The organism is Mycobacterium sp., assembly GCF_046091765.1.
Taxonomy (GTDB): Bacteria; Actinomycetota; Actinomycetes; order Mycobacteriales; family Mycobacteriaceae; genus Mycobacterium.
In genome coordinates this window covers 18,595-33,006 of sequence record NZ_JBJTCF010000052.1, presented here as the reverse complement: position 1 = coordinate 33,006, position 14,412 = coordinate 18,595, and the positions used below count along the sequence as shown (strand labels likewise).

At 68.8% G+C, this 14,412-nt stretch carries 19 protein-coding genes and 1 pseudogene; 10 read left to right on the top strand and 10 right to left on the bottom strand.

All coding sequences use genetic code 11. The annotated features are described in order from the left end of the window. The first annotated feature begins 36 nt into the window (after positions 1 to 36). Positions 37 to 1,407 carry a cytochrome P450 gene (locus tag ACKOB8_RS04950; RefSeq protein ID WP_526376154.1) on the top strand — a complete coding sequence of 457 codons (1,371 nt, stop codon included), beginning with the start codon at positions 37 to 39 and terminating at the stop codon, positions 1,405 to 1,407. After that, positions 1,397 to 2,806, top strand: a complete 1,410-nt coding sequence (locus tag ACKOB8_RS04945; RefSeq protein ID WP_526376104.1) for an SCP2 sterol-binding domain-containing protein — start codon at positions 1,397 to 1,399, stop codon at positions 2,804 to 2,806. Before ACKOB8_RS04950 ends, ACKOB8_RS04945 begins: the two co-directional genes overlap by 11 nt. Here ACKOB8_RS04945 and ACKOB8_RS04940 read toward each other — a convergent pair. Beyond that, complete coding sequence (locus ACKOB8_RS04940; protein WP_526376103.1) at positions 2,803 to 3,444, bottom strand: TetR/AcrR family transcriptional regulator; 642 nt, start codon at positions 3,442 to 3,444, stop codon at positions 2,803 to 2,805. The genes ACKOB8_RS04945 and ACKOB8_RS04940 overlap by 4 nt on opposite strands. Before the next feature lie 145 nt (positions 3,445 to 3,589). On the opposite strand from ACKOB8_RS04940, the gene ACKOB8_RS04935 reads away from it, so the two are divergent. The 7 genes from ACKOB8_RS04935 (at position 3,590) to ACKOB8_RS04905 (ending at position 9,316) form a co-directional block, all read left to right on the top strand. Beyond that, positions 3,590 to 4,339, top strand: a complete 750-nt coding sequence (locus ACKOB8_RS04935; RefSeq protein WP_526376102.1) for an alpha/beta fold hydrolase — start codon at positions 3,590 to 3,592, stop codon at positions 4,337 to 4,339. Beyond that, positions 4,336 to 4,785 carry a MarR family winged helix-turn-helix transcriptional regulator gene (locus ACKOB8_RS04930; RefSeq protein WP_526376101.1) on the top strand — a complete coding sequence of 150 codons (450 nt, stop codon included), beginning with the start codon at positions 4,336 to 4,338 and terminating at the stop codon, positions 4,783 to 4,785. Before ACKOB8_RS04935 ends, ACKOB8_RS04930 begins: the two co-directional genes overlap by 4 nt. Positions 4,786 to 4,871: 86 nt before the next feature. After that, entirely contained in the window at positions 4,872 to 6,224 is a 1,353-nt protein-coding gene (locus ACKOB8_RS04925) for a carotenoid oxygenase family protein (RefSeq protein WP_526376100.1), read from the top strand. Positions 6,225 to 6,310: 86 nt separating this feature from the next. Further along, a complete protein-coding gene (locus tag ACKOB8_RS04920; protein ID WP_526376099.1) occupies positions 6,311 to 7,045 on the top strand; it encodes an alpha/beta fold hydrolase in 735 nt (244 codons plus the stop codon). Between the two features lie 18 nt (positions 7,046 to 7,063). After that, entirely contained in the window at positions 7,064 to 7,774 is a 711-nt protein-coding gene (locus ACKOB8_RS04915; RefSeq protein ID WP_526376098.1) for a nitroreductase family protein, read from the top strand. Continuing rightward, positions 7,774 to 8,559: an SDR family NAD(P)-dependent oxidoreductase gene (locus ACKOB8_RS04910; protein WP_526376097.1), complete on the top strand. Its 786-nt coding sequence runs from the start codon at positions 7,774 to 7,776 to the stop codon at positions 8,557 to 8,559. Before ACKOB8_RS04915 ends, ACKOB8_RS04910 begins: the two co-directional genes overlap by 1 nt. A 55-nt stretch (positions 8,560 to 8,614) precedes the next feature. Continuing rightward, the gene (locus tag ACKOB8_RS04905; protein WP_526376096.1) at positions 8,615 to 9,316 is read left to right on the top strand and encodes a nitroreductase family protein; all 702 of its coding nucleotides are present in this window, start codon (positions 8,615 to 8,617) and stop codon (positions 9,314 to 9,316) included. A gap of 96 nt (positions 9,317 to 9,412) precedes the next feature. Here the strand turns inward: ACKOB8_RS04905 and ACKOB8_RS04900 are convergent. The 8 genes and pseudogenes from ACKOB8_RS04900 to ACKOB8_RS04865 form a co-directional block, all read right to left on the bottom strand. Further along, positions 9,413 to 9,724 (bottom strand): annotated as a pseudogene (locus ACKOB8_RS04900) (PIN domain-containing protein); the annotation flags it as partial. Continuing rightward, complete coding sequence (locus ACKOB8_RS04895) at positions 9,721 to 9,963, bottom strand: type II toxin-antitoxin system Phd/YefM family antitoxin (protein ID WP_526376095.1); 243 nt, start codon at positions 9,961 to 9,963, stop codon at positions 9,721 to 9,723. The pseudogene ACKOB8_RS04900 and the gene ACKOB8_RS04895, both read right to left, overlap by 4 nt. 26 nt (positions 9,964 to 9,989) lie before the next feature. Next, positions 9,990 to 11,021 carry a zinc-dependent alcohol dehydrogenase gene (locus ACKOB8_RS04890; protein ID WP_526376094.1) on the bottom strand — a complete coding sequence of 344 codons (1,032 nt, stop codon included), beginning with the start codon at positions 11,019 to 11,021 and terminating at the stop codon, positions 9,990 to 9,992. Positions 11,022 to 11,070: 49 nt separating this feature from the next. Next, a complete protein-coding gene (locus tag ACKOB8_RS04885; protein WP_526376093.1) occupies positions 11,071 to 11,400 on the bottom strand; it encodes a type II toxin-antitoxin system PemK/MazF family toxin in 330 nt (109 codons plus the stop codon). After that, positions 11,400 to 11,624 (bottom strand): antitoxin MazE-like protein, encoded by a 225-nt coding sequence (locus ACKOB8_RS04880; RefSeq protein ID WP_526376092.1) that lies wholly within the window; start codon positions 11,622 to 11,624, stop codon positions 11,400 to 11,402. The genes ACKOB8_RS04885 and ACKOB8_RS04880 overlap by 1 nt, the downstream gene beginning before the upstream one ends. Positions 11,625 to 11,763: 139 nt before the next feature. Continuing rightward, positions 11,764 to 12,102: a DUF4345 family protein gene (locus ACKOB8_RS04875; RefSeq protein ID WP_526376091.1), complete on the bottom strand. Its 339-nt coding sequence runs from the start codon at positions 12,100 to 12,102 to the stop codon at positions 11,764 to 11,766. Continuing rightward, positions 12,099 to 12,515, bottom strand: coding sequence for a hypothetical protein (locus ACKOB8_RS04870; protein ID WP_526376090.1), 417 nt, complete (start codon positions 12,513 to 12,515; stop codon positions 12,099 to 12,101). The genes ACKOB8_RS04875 and ACKOB8_RS04870 overlap by 4 nt, the downstream gene beginning before the upstream one ends. Beyond that, complete coding sequence (locus ACKOB8_RS04865) at positions 12,512 to 12,922, bottom strand: hypothetical protein (protein ID WP_526376089.1); 411 nt, start codon at positions 12,920 to 12,922, stop codon at positions 12,512 to 12,514. Before ACKOB8_RS04865 ends, ACKOB8_RS04870 begins: the two co-directional genes overlap by 4 nt. A 68-nt stretch (positions 12,923 to 12,990) precedes the next feature. Here ACKOB8_RS04865 and ACKOB8_RS04860 point away from each other — a divergent pair, with 68 nt between their 5' ends. Beyond that, on the top strand, positions 12,991 to 13,530 hold the full coding sequence (locus tag ACKOB8_RS04860) for a TetR family transcriptional regulator (protein WP_526376088.1): 540 nt from the start codon (positions 12,991 to 12,993) through the stop codon (positions 13,528 to 13,530). A 9-nt stretch (positions 13,531 to 13,539) separates the two neighbouring features. Here the strand turns inward: ACKOB8_RS04860 and ACKOB8_RS04855 are convergent, their stop codons facing one another. Beyond that, positions 13,540 to 14,391: an SDR family oxidoreductase gene (locus ACKOB8_RS04855; RefSeq protein ID WP_526376087.1), complete on the bottom strand. Its 852-nt coding sequence runs from the start codon at positions 14,389 to 14,391 to the stop codon at positions 13,540 to 13,542. Between the last annotated feature and the right edge of the window lie 21 nt (positions 14,392 to 14,412).

The window sequence follows — 14,412 nt, the reverse complement described above, 5'->3', positions numbered from 1 at the left end:
TCTTGACTTGTGACCAAGAACGCCGACGGGAGGGTGATGCAGCGCAGCGCCGCGACCCTGGACGCGAACCCCGCGCCGCCGCGCAACCCCCTGCCGCTGCGCCGCCAACTGGCGGTGATCCGGGCGTTCAACTCCGGTCCGGAGGCTCTGCGGGACGCCGGCGGGCCGGTGACCCGGCTTCGTCTCGGCCCGCGGTGGCTGGTGCCACCGGTGGTCGTCGCCACCTCGCCGCGTGCCGCGCGCGACATCCTCAGCCCCAGCCCCGCGGAGATGGAGCGCAACCGCGTGCACGACGAGATGCGCCACCTGCTCGGGCCGAATCTGTTCGACATGCGGTACCGCGGCTGGCTGCCGCGGCGGCGCGCGCTGCAACCGGTCTTCACCAAGCAGCACGTCCACCGATTCGGCGGTCACATGGCCGAGGTCGCCGAGACGGTTGCACACCGCTGGACCGACGGTGCGCGCATCGATCTCGACACCGAGTCCCGCCGGGTGACACTGGGGGCACTCGGCCGTTCGGTGCTCGGGCTGGACCTGGAGTCGCGCACCGAGGCGGTGGCCGACCCGGTGCGCACGGCGGCGAACTACATCGCCGACCGCGGCGCAAACCCCTTCCGTGCGCCGCGCTGGCTGCCGACGCCGGCCCGTCGGCGCGCCCGTGCGGCCAGTGCCGCGCTGCACCGACTCGCCGGGGAGATCCTGCAAGCATGCCGGACCGACCCGGAGCGCGACGCCCCCCTGGTCCGGGCTCTCATCGCGGCCAGGGATCCCGCTACCGGACGTGAACTCTCCGACGCCGAGATCCGTTGCGAACTGGTCATCTTCATGCTCGCCGGCCACGACACCACGTCGACGACGCTGGCGTACGCACTCTGGGCGCTGGGGCACCACCGCGACATCCAGGAGCGGGTGCGCGCCGAGGCCGCGGATCTCGGCGGGTCTCGGTTGGCGCCGGCCGATGTCCCCCGCCTGAGCTACGCCGTCGCGGTGCTGCACGAGGCGCTGCGACTGTGCCCGCCGGCACCCGTGGTCACCCGGACCGCGACGAGCGACATCGACATCGCCGGTTACCGGGTGCAGGCCGGCACGGAGTTGGTGGTCGGGATCAGCGCCCTGCATCGCGACCCCACCCTCTGGGACCGGCCACTGGACTTCAACCCCGAGCGGTTCAACCCGGAGAACTCCGCGGGCCGCGATCGGTGGCAGTACCTGCCCTTCGGGGGCGGGCCGCGGTCCTGCATCGGCGACCACTTCGCCATGCTCGAAGCGACCCTGGCCCTGGCGACGATCATCCGCGATGTCGAAATACGCTCCAGCGCCGATGATTTCCCGGTAGCAACCCCCTTCACCGCGGTTGCCGCCGGCCCGGTCTGGGCTGTTGCGCACAGGATCAAACATGACCGCTGACGAGGCCGGTGCCGGCGAACTTCCTCAACTTCCGATCTTCGACGGCACTAAGCAGCCGCAGCACAGGCCGACTCCATCCAAACTGACCCTGACGGCGTACCAGGATCGGGCCGCGCGGCCGCAGCCGGTTCCCGTCGGGGCCGAAGAGCTCCGGTCACTGGCCCTGCGTTCGGGTGCCGACGACGTCGGGCTGGTGGCGGTGAATCGCGACGATATGACCGCCCAGCGGGCCGACATCGAGGAACTGCTGCCGGGAGCGCGCACCGCGATCGCCTTCGTGGTCAAGATGAATCGCGGCAACGTCCGCGCACCGGCCCGCTCAGTGGCCAACGGCGAGTTCCACCACAGCATCGACGAGACCAACGAGGTGGCGCGGCGCATCACCCGCGAATTGGAGACGAAGGGATACCGCGCGGTGTGCCCGCCCGGCGGGTTCCCCATGGAGGTCGACCGCTTCCCCGGCAAGATCTGGACCATCTCGATGAAACCCATCGCGGTCGCCGCCGGCCTCGGTCAGATGGGCATCCACCGCAATGTCATCCATCCCCGATTCGGGAACTTCATCCTCATCGGGGTGGTGCTCACCGACGCCGACGTCGCCGACGACCAGCAGGCCCACCCGATCGACTGGAACCCGTGCCTCGGCTGCAAACTGTGCGTGGCGGCCTGTCCGGTCGGTGCGGTCAAGACCGACGGCAGTTTCGACTTCGCCGCCTGCACGACGCACAACTACCGGGAGTTCCTCGGCGGTTTCGCCGACTGGGTGGGTCAGGTCGCCGACAGCGCGAACCGCTCGGAGTATCAGCAGAAGGTGACCGCGTCGGAAACGGCGAGCGTCTGGCAGAGCCTGTCATTCGGATCCAATTACAAAGCCGCCTATTGCATGTCGGTGTGTCCCGCCGGGGAGGACGTGATCGGTACTTACCTCGCCGATCGCCAGCGGCACGTCGCCGAGGTCGTCAAACCGCTGACCGAGAAGACCGAGCCGGTCTACGTGGTGGCCGGTAGCGACGCCGAAACCCACGTTCGCGCCCGATTCCCGCACAAGCAGGTGCGGCACATCACCAACGGTCTCGCCCCGGCGAGTGTGGAGGCGTTCGTGGCCGGTTCCCCTCTGGTGTTCGCCGCCAGAGCGGCCAAGGACGTGACTCTGCGCGTGCACTTCGCCTTCCGCGGCAGCAGTTCCCTGCAGGCCACCTACGTCATCGACCGCGGGACACTGCAGATCGAATCCGGCCGGGCCGGCGATCCCGATCTGTCGGTGGACGCCGACGCCGACACCTGGCTGGCGATCACCCGCGGGGAGAAGAACCCCGTGTGGGCGGCGCTCACCGGCAAGGTCCGGATCAAAGGACCGGTCCGTCACCTGCAGACATTCCGGCGGTGCTTCCCGGTCTAAGGAGCTCCGCAGATCCCCGTCACGGCGAAGTCGAGTAGTTGCTCCAGCTCTTCGTTTCGCATTGCGGCGGACTGGAGTTGCGCTGCACCGTCCAGACACAGCCGGGCGAACCCATGCACGGTGACCCACGCCTTGAACTCCGCGCCGGGCCGGCGGGTTGGGGCGAGCACACCGTGAGTGACCAATTCGTCGAGTGCGCTGCCCAGCAGGGCGTAGGTGCCGGAGTCGTCATCGACCGGGTTCTTCGGCGTGGGCGGGTGCGTCGCGCCGCTGCCGAACATCACCTCGAACAGCTCGGGATGGGCCAGCGCGAACTCGACGTAGGCCCGGCCGGTGGCCTTGAACCGGTTGACCGCCAACTCCGCCGGGTTCCTTCCGGTTCGGGTCGCGCTCATCGCCCGACGCATCCGCCGGCCGAGTTGGGCGAATCCGTGCTGGGCGACCGCAGTCAGCAGGTCGGACTTGTCGGCGAAGTGCCGGTAGGCGGCGTTGGCCGAGACTCCGACCTCGCGGGCGGTGGCCCGCAGGCTGAATTCGTCGAGTCCGTCTGTCTCGATCAGGCGCACGGCGGTGAGCACCAGGGCATTGCGCAGGTCCCCGTGGTGGTAGGTGTTCTTGGCCGCCGTCATGGTCTCCATGTTGACAGTGTGAACACCCCGAGTAAAGCTCGCGGGCTGCGTCAGTGCTCGGCGGCGTGGCGGATCTCCCACCCGACGCCCACGTGGGCGATATATGACATAACATATATTTCCCCTTGTGCGTTGCTCCGACCAGGGAGACGTCATGCCCGCATCGCCCACCATCGTCACCATCCCGTGCTTCTCAGGCGCGGCCTGGGATGACCGCCAACTCCAGCCTTTCCGCGGTCGCCCGGTGGTGCGGCTTCGGCTGCCCGAAGATCTCGACCGCGTCGAGGACTACGCCGACTACGTCGCGGACCAGGTGGCCGGCATCGACCGCTACGTCCTGGTCGGCGATTCCTTCGGCGCCGTCATCGCCGTCACGCTGGCCACCCGCCGCCCGGCGGGACTCGTCGGGCTGGTGTTGTCCGGGGGTTTCGCCGCCAATCCCCTGCCGCGCTGGAAGGGCATCGCGGCGCGTGCGTCGCGATTCGCCAACGGTCCGCTCTACCACCGGGGCACCCTGGCCTTCCACGCCTGGCAACTGGCGTCGCGCTTCGATGCGACGGCCGAGATTCCCCACGCCCAGGGCGACTACCGCCGTCTCTTTTCCGAGAACACTCCGCGGCGCAGTTACACCGCGCGGGTCACGTCGGTGATCAACTTCGACATCCGCGACCGACTGGACCGGATCGACGTACCGACCCTGCTCATCACCCCGGACGACGACAAACTCGTCGGCGAGCAAGCCGCCGCGGACCTGCTCGCCGGAATCCGCAACGCCCGCGAAGTGCTGCTGCCGAACACCGGGCATATGTTCCGCTTCACCCATCCCGATCTGTACGGGCGGACGGTCACTGACTTTGTCGACAGTGTCGTGGGCGGCGGCCCGGTCGAAGCTGACGACCGATGAGACCCGGCGAGGAGCTCCGTTACCTGGTACTCGCGGCCCAACGCGAGGGAAACCGGATCTTCGCCGCCCAACTCAAGCCCCTGGGGCTGACACCGGCATGGGCCGAAGCGATCACCGTGCTCGCTGAGCGGGAACCGCTGACGATCAGCGACCTCGGGCACTTGCTGGTGTGCGAGGGAGACCATCCGAGTCGCCTGGTGAATCGAATGGTCTCCGCCGGCCTGCTCACGGCGCAGCCTTCGCCCGACGATGTCCGGGCGCGCTGCCTGCGGCTCACCCCGGCCGCCCGAAAGCTCCTGCCGGCCGTCCGGCGGATCGAGAACGATCTGCACAACGGGATCGAACAGCGATTTTCGCCCGCCACGATGCGAGCCTGCCGAGCCGTGCTCGGCAGTTTTGTGGAGGGCCTCCCGGCCGGCGAAGCGTTGTCGCGGCGGCGAGGCTGATCGGGACCGACCGGAAAACTCGATGTTGACAGTGTGAACACATCGCGTAAAGTTCACGATGCCAACATTCGCTCGGAGGTGGCGTGATGCGAACACAGAATGTGTATCTGCAGGGCAACTTCGCCCCGGTCGACACCGAGGTGACGGCCTTCGACCTGGAGGTGATCGGCCAGATCCCGGCCGAACTGGAGGGCCGCTACCTGCGAAACGGACCCAACCCGGTGAAGCTCGACAAACCCGAGCAGCACCACTGGTTCGCCGGGTCGGGGATGGTCCACGGGGTGCGGCTGCGCGGCGGTCGCGCCGAGTGGTACCGCAACCGCTACGTGCGCAGCCGGGAGGTGCGCGAGGCCCTGGGCGAGCCGATCGGTACCGAGGACCCGCTGGGCTCCCCCAACACCAGTGTGCTGGCGTGGGCCGGGGAGACGCTGGCGATCGTCGAGGGCGGCAGCCCGCCGGTGCAGTTGGGATACGAACTCGACACCGGTGCGGCAGGCACATTCGGCGGCACCCTGCCCGGGGCCTTTACCGCGCACCCCAAGTTCGATCCGCTCACCGGTGATCTGCACGCGATGTGTCACGCCTGGGCGCAGTGGTTCGACCACATCAAATACGTGGTCGTCGGCGCCGACGGGCGGGTGTCCAAGACCGTCGACATCCCGCTGCCCGCAATGGTGATGGTGCACGACATGTCGCTCACCCGAAGCTACGCGGTGGTCTATGACCTGCCGGTGACCGTCGACTTCGGCCTCGTCACCGCCGGCCGGTTCCCGTTCCGCTGGAACCCGGACTACACCCCGCGGGTCGGCCTGCTGCCGCGCACCAGCAGCGACGCCGCTGACATCATCTGGTGCGCACTGGATCCCTGCTACGCCTACCACCCGATGAACGCCTACGACGCCGAGGACGGCACCGTCGTCATCGACATCTGCCGCTACGACACGATGTTCGCCCGCGACATCCTCGGCCCGGCCGGGGACTGCCTGCCCAGCCTGTACCGCTGGACCGTCGACCCGGTACGCCGGAGCGTGCGCCAGCAGCAACTCGACGACCGCACGTGCGAATTCCCCCGCGTGGCCCCGTCAGTGTCGGCCGGCCGGCACCGGTTCGGCTACGGGGTCGGGGTGGACGAGGGCTTCGCACCCGGCGACATCTACAAACACGACCTGGAGAAGGACACCGTCGAGGTGCACTCTCTGGGCGCCGGGCGCGGCTCGGGTGAGACCGACTTCGTGCCGCGCGAGCACCCTGCCAGCGAGGACGACGGCTGGCTCATGAGCTACGTCTACGACGCGACTACCGACAGCAGCGAGTTCGTCATCCTCGACGCCCTGGACGTCAGAGCCGGTCCGGTCGCCAGAGTGCGGCTGCCACAGCGGATTCCGTTCGGTTTCCACGGCAATTGGATCGGCGACCACGCCGTGCGCACCGCGACGTGACCGGGATCAATACACGCGTCCCGACCCGCGTGGGGACACTGGCCGTCGCCGACAGCGGCCCTGGCAGGGGCGATGGCCTTCCGGTGGTGCTGTGGCCGTCGCTGTTCAGCGACCACCGTTTGTACCGTCACGTCACCACACTGCTCGACCCACCCTCTGCTCGGCGACAGTGGCGGAGCATCTGCGTCGACGGGCCCGGCTTCGGGCAGAGCACCCCGCCCGACGGCGAGGTCCAGCCCGACCGCTATGCCGGAGCGGTGGTCGATCTGCTCGACGAACTGGGAATCGACACCGCGGTCGTGGCCGGCTGCTCGTGGGGCGGTCAGGTCGCCGCGCACACCGGCGCGCAAGCACCGGAGCGCACTCGCGCGGTGCTCATGATGAACACTCCGTTGGAACCCAGCCTGGGCGGGCACCGCATGCAGGTTCTGGGCACCCGCGCGATGGGATCGACCGCGTTCTGGGGCAAGGGCGTCGCCCGGTCGATGATCGCCGCCCCCACCAAGCGGAGTCACCCGGAACGGGTGGGCGAGTTCGTCTCGGCGTTCGGGTCCTTCGACCGCGCGGCAGCGACTGCCACCGTGCGCACGGTGCTGACCCGCTCCCCCGGTCTGGCTGACGTGCTGCCACAGCTTCGGGTGCCGACCACAATCCTGATGGGCGACCAGGACGCGCTGTACCCGCCCGCTGCGGCGATGCCCCTGGCCCGGCTGGTGCCCGGCGCCACCATCGAGGTCGTGCCGGACTGCGGGCACCTCGCCCCGATCGAGACACCCGAAGCCGTTGTCGCCGCGCTCGATTCGCTGGCCGCGCGGAGCTGAGCGCGCCAGGATCACACCATGGACCTCATCGAGACACTGCGCAGCACCGGGGCGGTCCGCGAGTTCACCGACGATCCGGTCGACGACGACGTCGTCGCGCGCATCCTCGACACCGCCCGGTTCGCACCAAGCGGCGGCAACGCCCAGGCGTGGCACGTGGTGGTGATCAAGGACGCGGCGATCCGGACCCGGCTGCGCGACCTCTACCTTCCCGGGTGGCGTGACTATCTGGCGATGAGCGCCGCGGGCTTGCGGCCGTGGGCGCCGGGCAACGATCCCGCCGCCGAGGCGGCCGCGCTGGCGGACATCCCCGCCGAGCTCGCCGCTGCGGCGGACCAGGGGTTCGCCGCCGAGTTCGACCGCGTCCCGGTGCTGCTGGCGGTGTTCGCCGATCTGCCGGCGCTGGCCGCGGTGGACCGTGACTTCGAGCGCTACCCGATCGCCGGGGGCGCCTCAGTGTATCCGTTCGTGTGGAGCATCCTGCTGGCCGCGCGCGCCGAAGGCCTCGGCGGGGTGATGACCACGATGCTGGTCCGTACGGAACCGGAAGTGAAGCACTTGCTCGGCGCCCCGCCGCACTGGGCGCTGGCCACGGTGATCGCCCTCGGCCGTCCCGCCCATCGGCTGCGGCGGTTGCGGCGTGCGGCGGTGAGCTCGTTCGCGACCGTCGATCGTGCCGACGGTCCTGCGCTCGACGGATCGCGACCGCCCCGCAGAAAGGCCGACTGATGACCCAACCCACGCACACCGTTTTGGTGACCGGCGCCAGCAGCGGCATCGGTGAGCAGTTCGCGCTGCAACTGGGCAGGCGAGGTCACAGTCTTGTGCTCACCGCGCGCAGCGAAGACAAGATGCGCGCACTCGCTGGGCGGCTGCGCACCGAGAACCCCGGCATCGGCGTGGAGGTGATCGCCGCCGACCTCGCCCAACCGGGCACTGCAGCCGCGCTCACCACCGAACTCACCGCACGGGGCATCGACGTGGACATCCTGATCAACAACGCCGGCTTCGGGTCGCACAACCCGGTGGCCGAGGAGGACCCCGACAACCTCGCCCGCGAGATCCAGCTCAACTGCTCGTCGCTGGTCGACCTGACTGCGCGGTTGCTGCCCGCGATGCTCCGGCGCGACCGGGGCGGTGTGCTGAACGTGGCATCCACGGCGGCGTTCCAGCCGTTGGCGGGCATGGCCGTCTACGCGGCGACCAAGGCGTTCGTGCTGTCATTCACCGAGGCACTGTGGGCCGAGACCCGCACCACCGGTGTGCGGGTGGTGGCGCTGTGTCCCGGGGCCACCGAGACCGGGTTCTTCGATGCCGCCGGCAAGGAGTTCCTGACCAGCGGCCGCCAAACCCCTGACCACGTCGCCGAATTCGGCCTGCGCGCCTTCTTCAACGGACGCGGTCCCACCGTTATCCCCGGCGTGGCGAACAAACTGGGAGCCACCGGGTACCGGTTCGTCCCGCGCGCCGCGTTGGCGCGTTTCGCCGGGGCGAGGGTGCGGGCTGATGACTGAGGCGGGCGAGGTTCACCGGGTGACCGTCGCGTCCTCCGAATCGTAGGATCGGATCGTGAGCGAGCAGTCCACGCCGTTCGTCCCTCCCACACCCGCCGACGCTCTTGCCCACCTCGGCATGCCGATGGACGAGGCGATGCGCACCCAGCGGGCGGTGCGGCGCCTGCATCTGGACCCGGTGCCGCACGAGGTGCTGCTGCCGCTGCTCGAGTTGTCGCTCAAGGCACCCACCAGTTCCAACAGCCAGGACTGGCACTACATCGTGGTCGAGAGCCCCGACCAGAAGGCGCGCCTGGCCAAGCTCTACCGCCGGCTCTTTCGGGTCTTCAACCGGATGGCCGAGCGCCAGGCCAAGGGCGACGAGAAGGAACTGCGCGCGATAAGGCCCGGGCAGTGGCAGGCCGAACACTTCGAGCAACTGCCGGTGTTCGTCATCCCCTGTTACCGGCGCAGCGCCCAGCACCGGCCGGTGGGCCGCCCGCAGATCGCGGTGTCGTCGTTCTACGGATCGGTCTATCCGGCGGTGCAGAACCTGCTGCTGGCCTGCCGGGCCGTCGGCCTCGGGGCGTCGCTGCAGACCCTGCCGATCTGGTGGGTGCCCTCGGTGCGGCGGATTCTCGGACTGCCCCGCAGCATCGTCCCGGTCTGCATCATTCCGATCGGGTGGGCAAGGGGCCGCTACGGCCCGACCACGCGACCTGAAATCGGTGAGGTGGTGCACCTCGACCGCTACGGCAATCAGCCATTCCGGTCCTGAACCCGCTCACACCCTGATCACAGATAGAGAGGGACATGCACCGGCGATCCGGTCGAAGCCGGCGTCCTGGGTGACGACGGGAAGTCCATGCTCGATCGCGGTTGCCGCAATGAGAGCGTCGGTCAGTTTCACTGCCCCATGCACACCGGCGCCCCGGCAGTCCGCAACGAGCCGAGCCCACGACACCATCACCGCCTCACTAATGGGGATCGGATCGGCTGCGCGCGCCAGCGCGAGGGTGTCGGCACGTCGTGCTCTGATCACCGGATCGGCCGCGTTGAAGACACCGAGCTGCAGTTCGCCGATCGTGACGACGGAAATCGCGACTCGCTGCGGCAGTTTCGCGATGGTGCGTCCACTCTCGCGTGCGATGAACACCGATGTGTCCAGCAGACCGACTTCGGTCACAGGTCGTCGAGGGTTTGGCCGGCAAGGTCCTCAAGTTCGTCGCTCAGGCCCGGGTCTGCTGAGCGTTCGGCGAGTTCGTCGCGGAGACGCTCTCCGGACAGCCATCGGGCGCGACGCCGGTGCGGCACGATATCGGCGACAGGTTCGCCGTGCACCGTGAGGATTACCCGCTCCCCGGCCCTGACCGCGTCAATGACGTGGCTGGTCCGATTGCGAAGGTCACGCACCCCCACCTCCATGTGCGACAGCGTAGCACAAATGGGGTTCAACCGCCGGTCCGCCGGACCACCATCTTGATCGCCGGCTCCAGCCACCGGCGGTCGGCCTGCTCCCAGTCGACGACGGTGGTCGGCACCGCCAGCGGATCCAGCCGGCCGGCGGCGACAAGATCGAGCACCTCGGGCAGGTAGCGCCGGGAGTCCGCGCGGGAGGTGTGGACGGTGATGCCGCGGGTGTACATCTCCAGCAGCGGCAGCCCGACCTGGTCGCCGAAGTGGATCACCACCGACGTCAGCCGTCCGTAGGGCTCGGTGGAGCGGATCGCGCAGTGCAGTCCCTCGACGGCAAGTGCCCCTGCGATCACGATCGGCGCGCGGTCCAGCCGACGCGGGAACGCACCGGCCAGATCGGTGACGTCAGCACCCAGGTCGGACGCCGCGGCCAGCCGGGCCGGGTCACTGTCGGCGTAGCGGATGCGGCCCGCACCGAGGGCGCGTGCGCAGGCGATCGCATAGAGACTGATCGACGGTGCATCGCCGCCGATGATCAGCACGTCGGCACCCGGGCGCTCGCGCAGTCCGTCGACGACGGTGCGGTAGGCGTCGACGACGTTGTCTCCGATGGTGGCCAGGGCGACCACGTCGATGCCCTCCGGCGCGGGCATGAGCATGTGGTCGGCGGCCGGAACCAGAAGCAGATCAGCGACACCGCCGCCGTGTCCGCCGCCGGCTTCACCGAACCCGAAGGCTGCCCCGGCGCGGGCCTGGTTGGGTTGGCACGCGGCGTAATGCCTTTCGCTGCAGGGCGCGCACGTGCCGCACGACACCTGGAAGGGCACGGCGACCCGTTGGCCGGGCTTGACGCGGGTGACGCCGGGCCCGACGGCGACGACCTCGGCGGCGATCTCATGGCCGACCGGGTACGGGCCCGGGAAGAGGCCGAACCCGGCCATCGCGGCGTCGAGGTCGCAGCGCGACACCGCCAGTGGGCGCACGACGGCCTGGCCGAGTCCCGGTTCGGGATCGGGCGCCTGCTGCCACTCCAGGTGGCCGGGTTGGGTGAAGACGAGGTGTCTCATCGAGGCTTCTCGTTTCCTTCGGTGGAGTGTTGCCGAAACTGTGCGATGGTCAGCCCGTCATGCCGAGGTAAACCAATAGCCCGCGCTCCAGCTGCAGCATCTCAGTCGTCGTTATCTTGCCGATGTGTTGCCCCAACTTGGACCTGTGGGCCGTGGTGATCTTATCGATCATGATGCTGCTCGGGGCAGTCAGTCCGTTGGTTTTGTTGGGCTGCAATGGGATTCGCAGTAGTGGGATGTCGACGGCGCTAGCGGTGAGCGGGCAGAAAGTTATTGAGTCAGTGGCGTCGAATCGGTCATCCTGGACGATGAGGACCGGGCGTGGCTTGCCCGCGTAACCTTGGCCGGCCGAGGCGGTCCAGAGTTCGCCGCGTCTCACTAGTCGGGTAAGTCTTCGTCGCTGAATTGGGAGATGGCGTCTACGAAGGCCTGGTCGTCACTTGCGTTGCTGCTGGCAGCTGCCAGAGCCGATTGCCGATGCGCCTCTGCGGCGAATTCGGGGGCCCGGGTGTCGGGGACCCAGATTTGCAGGGGGCGCAGTCCCTGATCGCGCAGCCGAACCCGGTGTTCAGCGACTCGCTTCCCCACGTCACGGTTGGCCATGGGCCTAATGTTACATGTAACTCTCGGACGCGTTGCTCCATCGGTGCGGGCGAAAAACAGGGAATCGCGCCACGGCCCCCGGACCGACACGGATCGTGACGCTCGGCATCGGTCACCCGGATCGCTGCCCCGCCGGGGTTCACGGCAGGACGAGCAGTGCCGCGACGAAGGCCTCGACCGCCAGTCCGGCGATGTTCTCCTTCGACCGGGACCGGTCGATGACCAGTGATACGGCGCGGGCGATGAACGCCCCGCCCCATGCCGCGCCGAGCACCAGTGCCGCCTGCCGGGTTCCGATCAGCAACACGGCCAGCCCGGCCCCGAGGAACAGTCCCCCGTAGGTCGCCCGGAACTCCGAGACACCGAGCGGGCCCGGGAGGTGCAGCCCGATGACGGCGCTGACTCTCCTGGGCCAGATGAGACCCAGGCAGCCGGCGACGATCGAGATCGTGGCGCCGATCTGTGCAGCGGTGCTCACGGCGACCTCAGCGCCAGCAGCGGAATCCCCAGGGCGGTGACGAAGATCAGGTTGAACACTGCGTGCGTCGGAAATCCCAGCACCAGAGACATCCCGGTGTCGAGGACGAACCACACCGCGACCGCTCGAAGGAGAATCGTCCGCGCCCAAGGCGATCCGTCGCGCAGCGGTCCCCGCACGATCTGGATCATCGTGACCGCCCAGCCGGCCAGTACCGCCCCGAGCACCATGAAGGGGAGCTTAAGGTAATCGCGAACCGCGGCACTGTTGATCGACTCCGAGGGGCCGAACCCCAGAGCGGAGAACAACTGTCCCGCAACAGAACCGGCGAACACGAGCACAAGTGCGTAAGCCAGCAGCACGGCGAGGACGACCTGAAGCCACGTGATCCAGGTGCTCCGTGACATCGTCACCGCTGGAGGCCGGCCGGGGAGGCTGTCCGCCCCAGCATGATCTGACCGGCGATCAGCAGGCTGGCGTAGGCGAAGATCAGCGCAGAGGCCGTCCATGCCAGCGCTTGGCCGGTCTGGCCGTAGAGGTGCGGCGCGAAGCCGATCGCCAGGCCGTCGAAGATCATCGCGCCCGCGACCCCCCAGGCGAAGACCTGACGTTGGTCGAGGCCCCGCATCCGTGCGATCCACTGCAGGAAGAGCACCGTCGGAGGGGCAGCCGCCGCGCACAGCGCGTACACCGCGACGCGCCACGGTGTCTGCAGGAAAAGCCACTCCGGCAGCAGGCTGATCAACAGAGCGAACCCGAGAGCCACCAGCGCTCCGACCACCAGACCCGTCACCGCGGGCTCGGAACCACGCTCGGCCATCTCTGCTCCTCGCTATTTGTAGCTATCACTACACTTACTGTAGTCCGCGCTACCACTACCATCAAGCGGTGGGCTACAAGCACTCCCGGGAGGACCTGCTGGCCGCGGCCACCCGGCTGGCGGCCACCTCCGGCATCGGTGCGCTCACCTACGGTTCGGTGGGCGAGAGCCTGGGCATCAGCGACCGCACCATCGTCTACTACTTCCCGACCAAGGACGACATGATCGCCGCGGTGATCGGCGCCCTCGGCGAGCGGATGGAAGCCACACTCGCCGCCGCCTTCGGCGACACCGCACTGCCGGCCGAGGAACTGCAGCGCCGGGCATGGCCGGTGCTGGCTTCACCGGCGGCGGACCCGATCTTCGCGGTGTACTTCGAGATCATCGGGCTGGCCAGCGCCCGGCGCGAACCGTACGCCTCCCTGGCTCCGGTGATCATCGACCGCTGGGTGGATTGGATCGAGCCCCGGATCGCCGCACCCACCCCCGCCAGGCGCCGGCAGGGTGCGCTGGCGTCGATCGCGATCATCGACGGCCTGCTGCTGCTGCGCCGGGTGTCGGGCGCGCGAACGGCGAACGCCGCCGCCCGCGCGATCGGGATCGGCTGAAAGCTCCGGTCAGGCCGATTTACCCGGCCGCGGGAACTGGGCGCCCAAGAACCGGTCCCACATGGCGTCGCTCATCAACCCGTTGGCGCCGATGAGCACGCGCGCCGAGGGTGTCACGCGCATCCGGATCGGCGGGCGCCTGACGGTGATGGCTTTCTCCACCGCCTTGGCGACACTGTCGGCATCGCCGCCGAGTTTGGCCAGTGGGCCCTTGGCGTACGCGTCCTCGGTGGCCGCACCAACCGCGGCGTTGAACTCCGCATAGGGACCATCGCCGTTACCCAGCGCGGTCTGGGCGGTGGCGGCGAATTCGGTGCGGATGAGTCCGGGCTGGACGATGACGACGTCCACACCGAACCCCTTGACCTCGAAGCGCAGCGCGTCGCTGATCGCCTCGACGGCGTACTTGGACGCGTGGTAGGCGCCGCCGCCGGGGAAGGTGAAGTTCGCCCCCATCGAACTGATGTTGACGATGCGCCCCCAGTGCTGGGCCCGCATCCCGGGCAGCACCAGTTGGCACATGCGCACCAGGCCGAAGACGTTGGTCTCGAACTGCCGGCGCAGATCGTCCATCGACAGGGTCTCCAGCGCTCCGGACTGCGAGTAGCCGGCGTTGTTGATCAGCACGCCGACCGCGCCCTGCTCGTCGACGACGCGCCGGACCGCGGCGGTCATGGAGGCCTCGTCGTTGACGTCGAGGGCCAAGGTGTGCGCACCGGCCGCCTGCAGGTCGGCCAGGGACTCGACGCGGCGGGCGGTGGCGTAGACGGTGTGGCCGGCCTTGACCAGCCGCAGTGCGGTGGCGTGCCCGATGCCGGTGGAGCAGCCGGTGATCAGCACAGCCTTGGAGACTTCAGTCATGCCGACACGGTAGACAGTGTT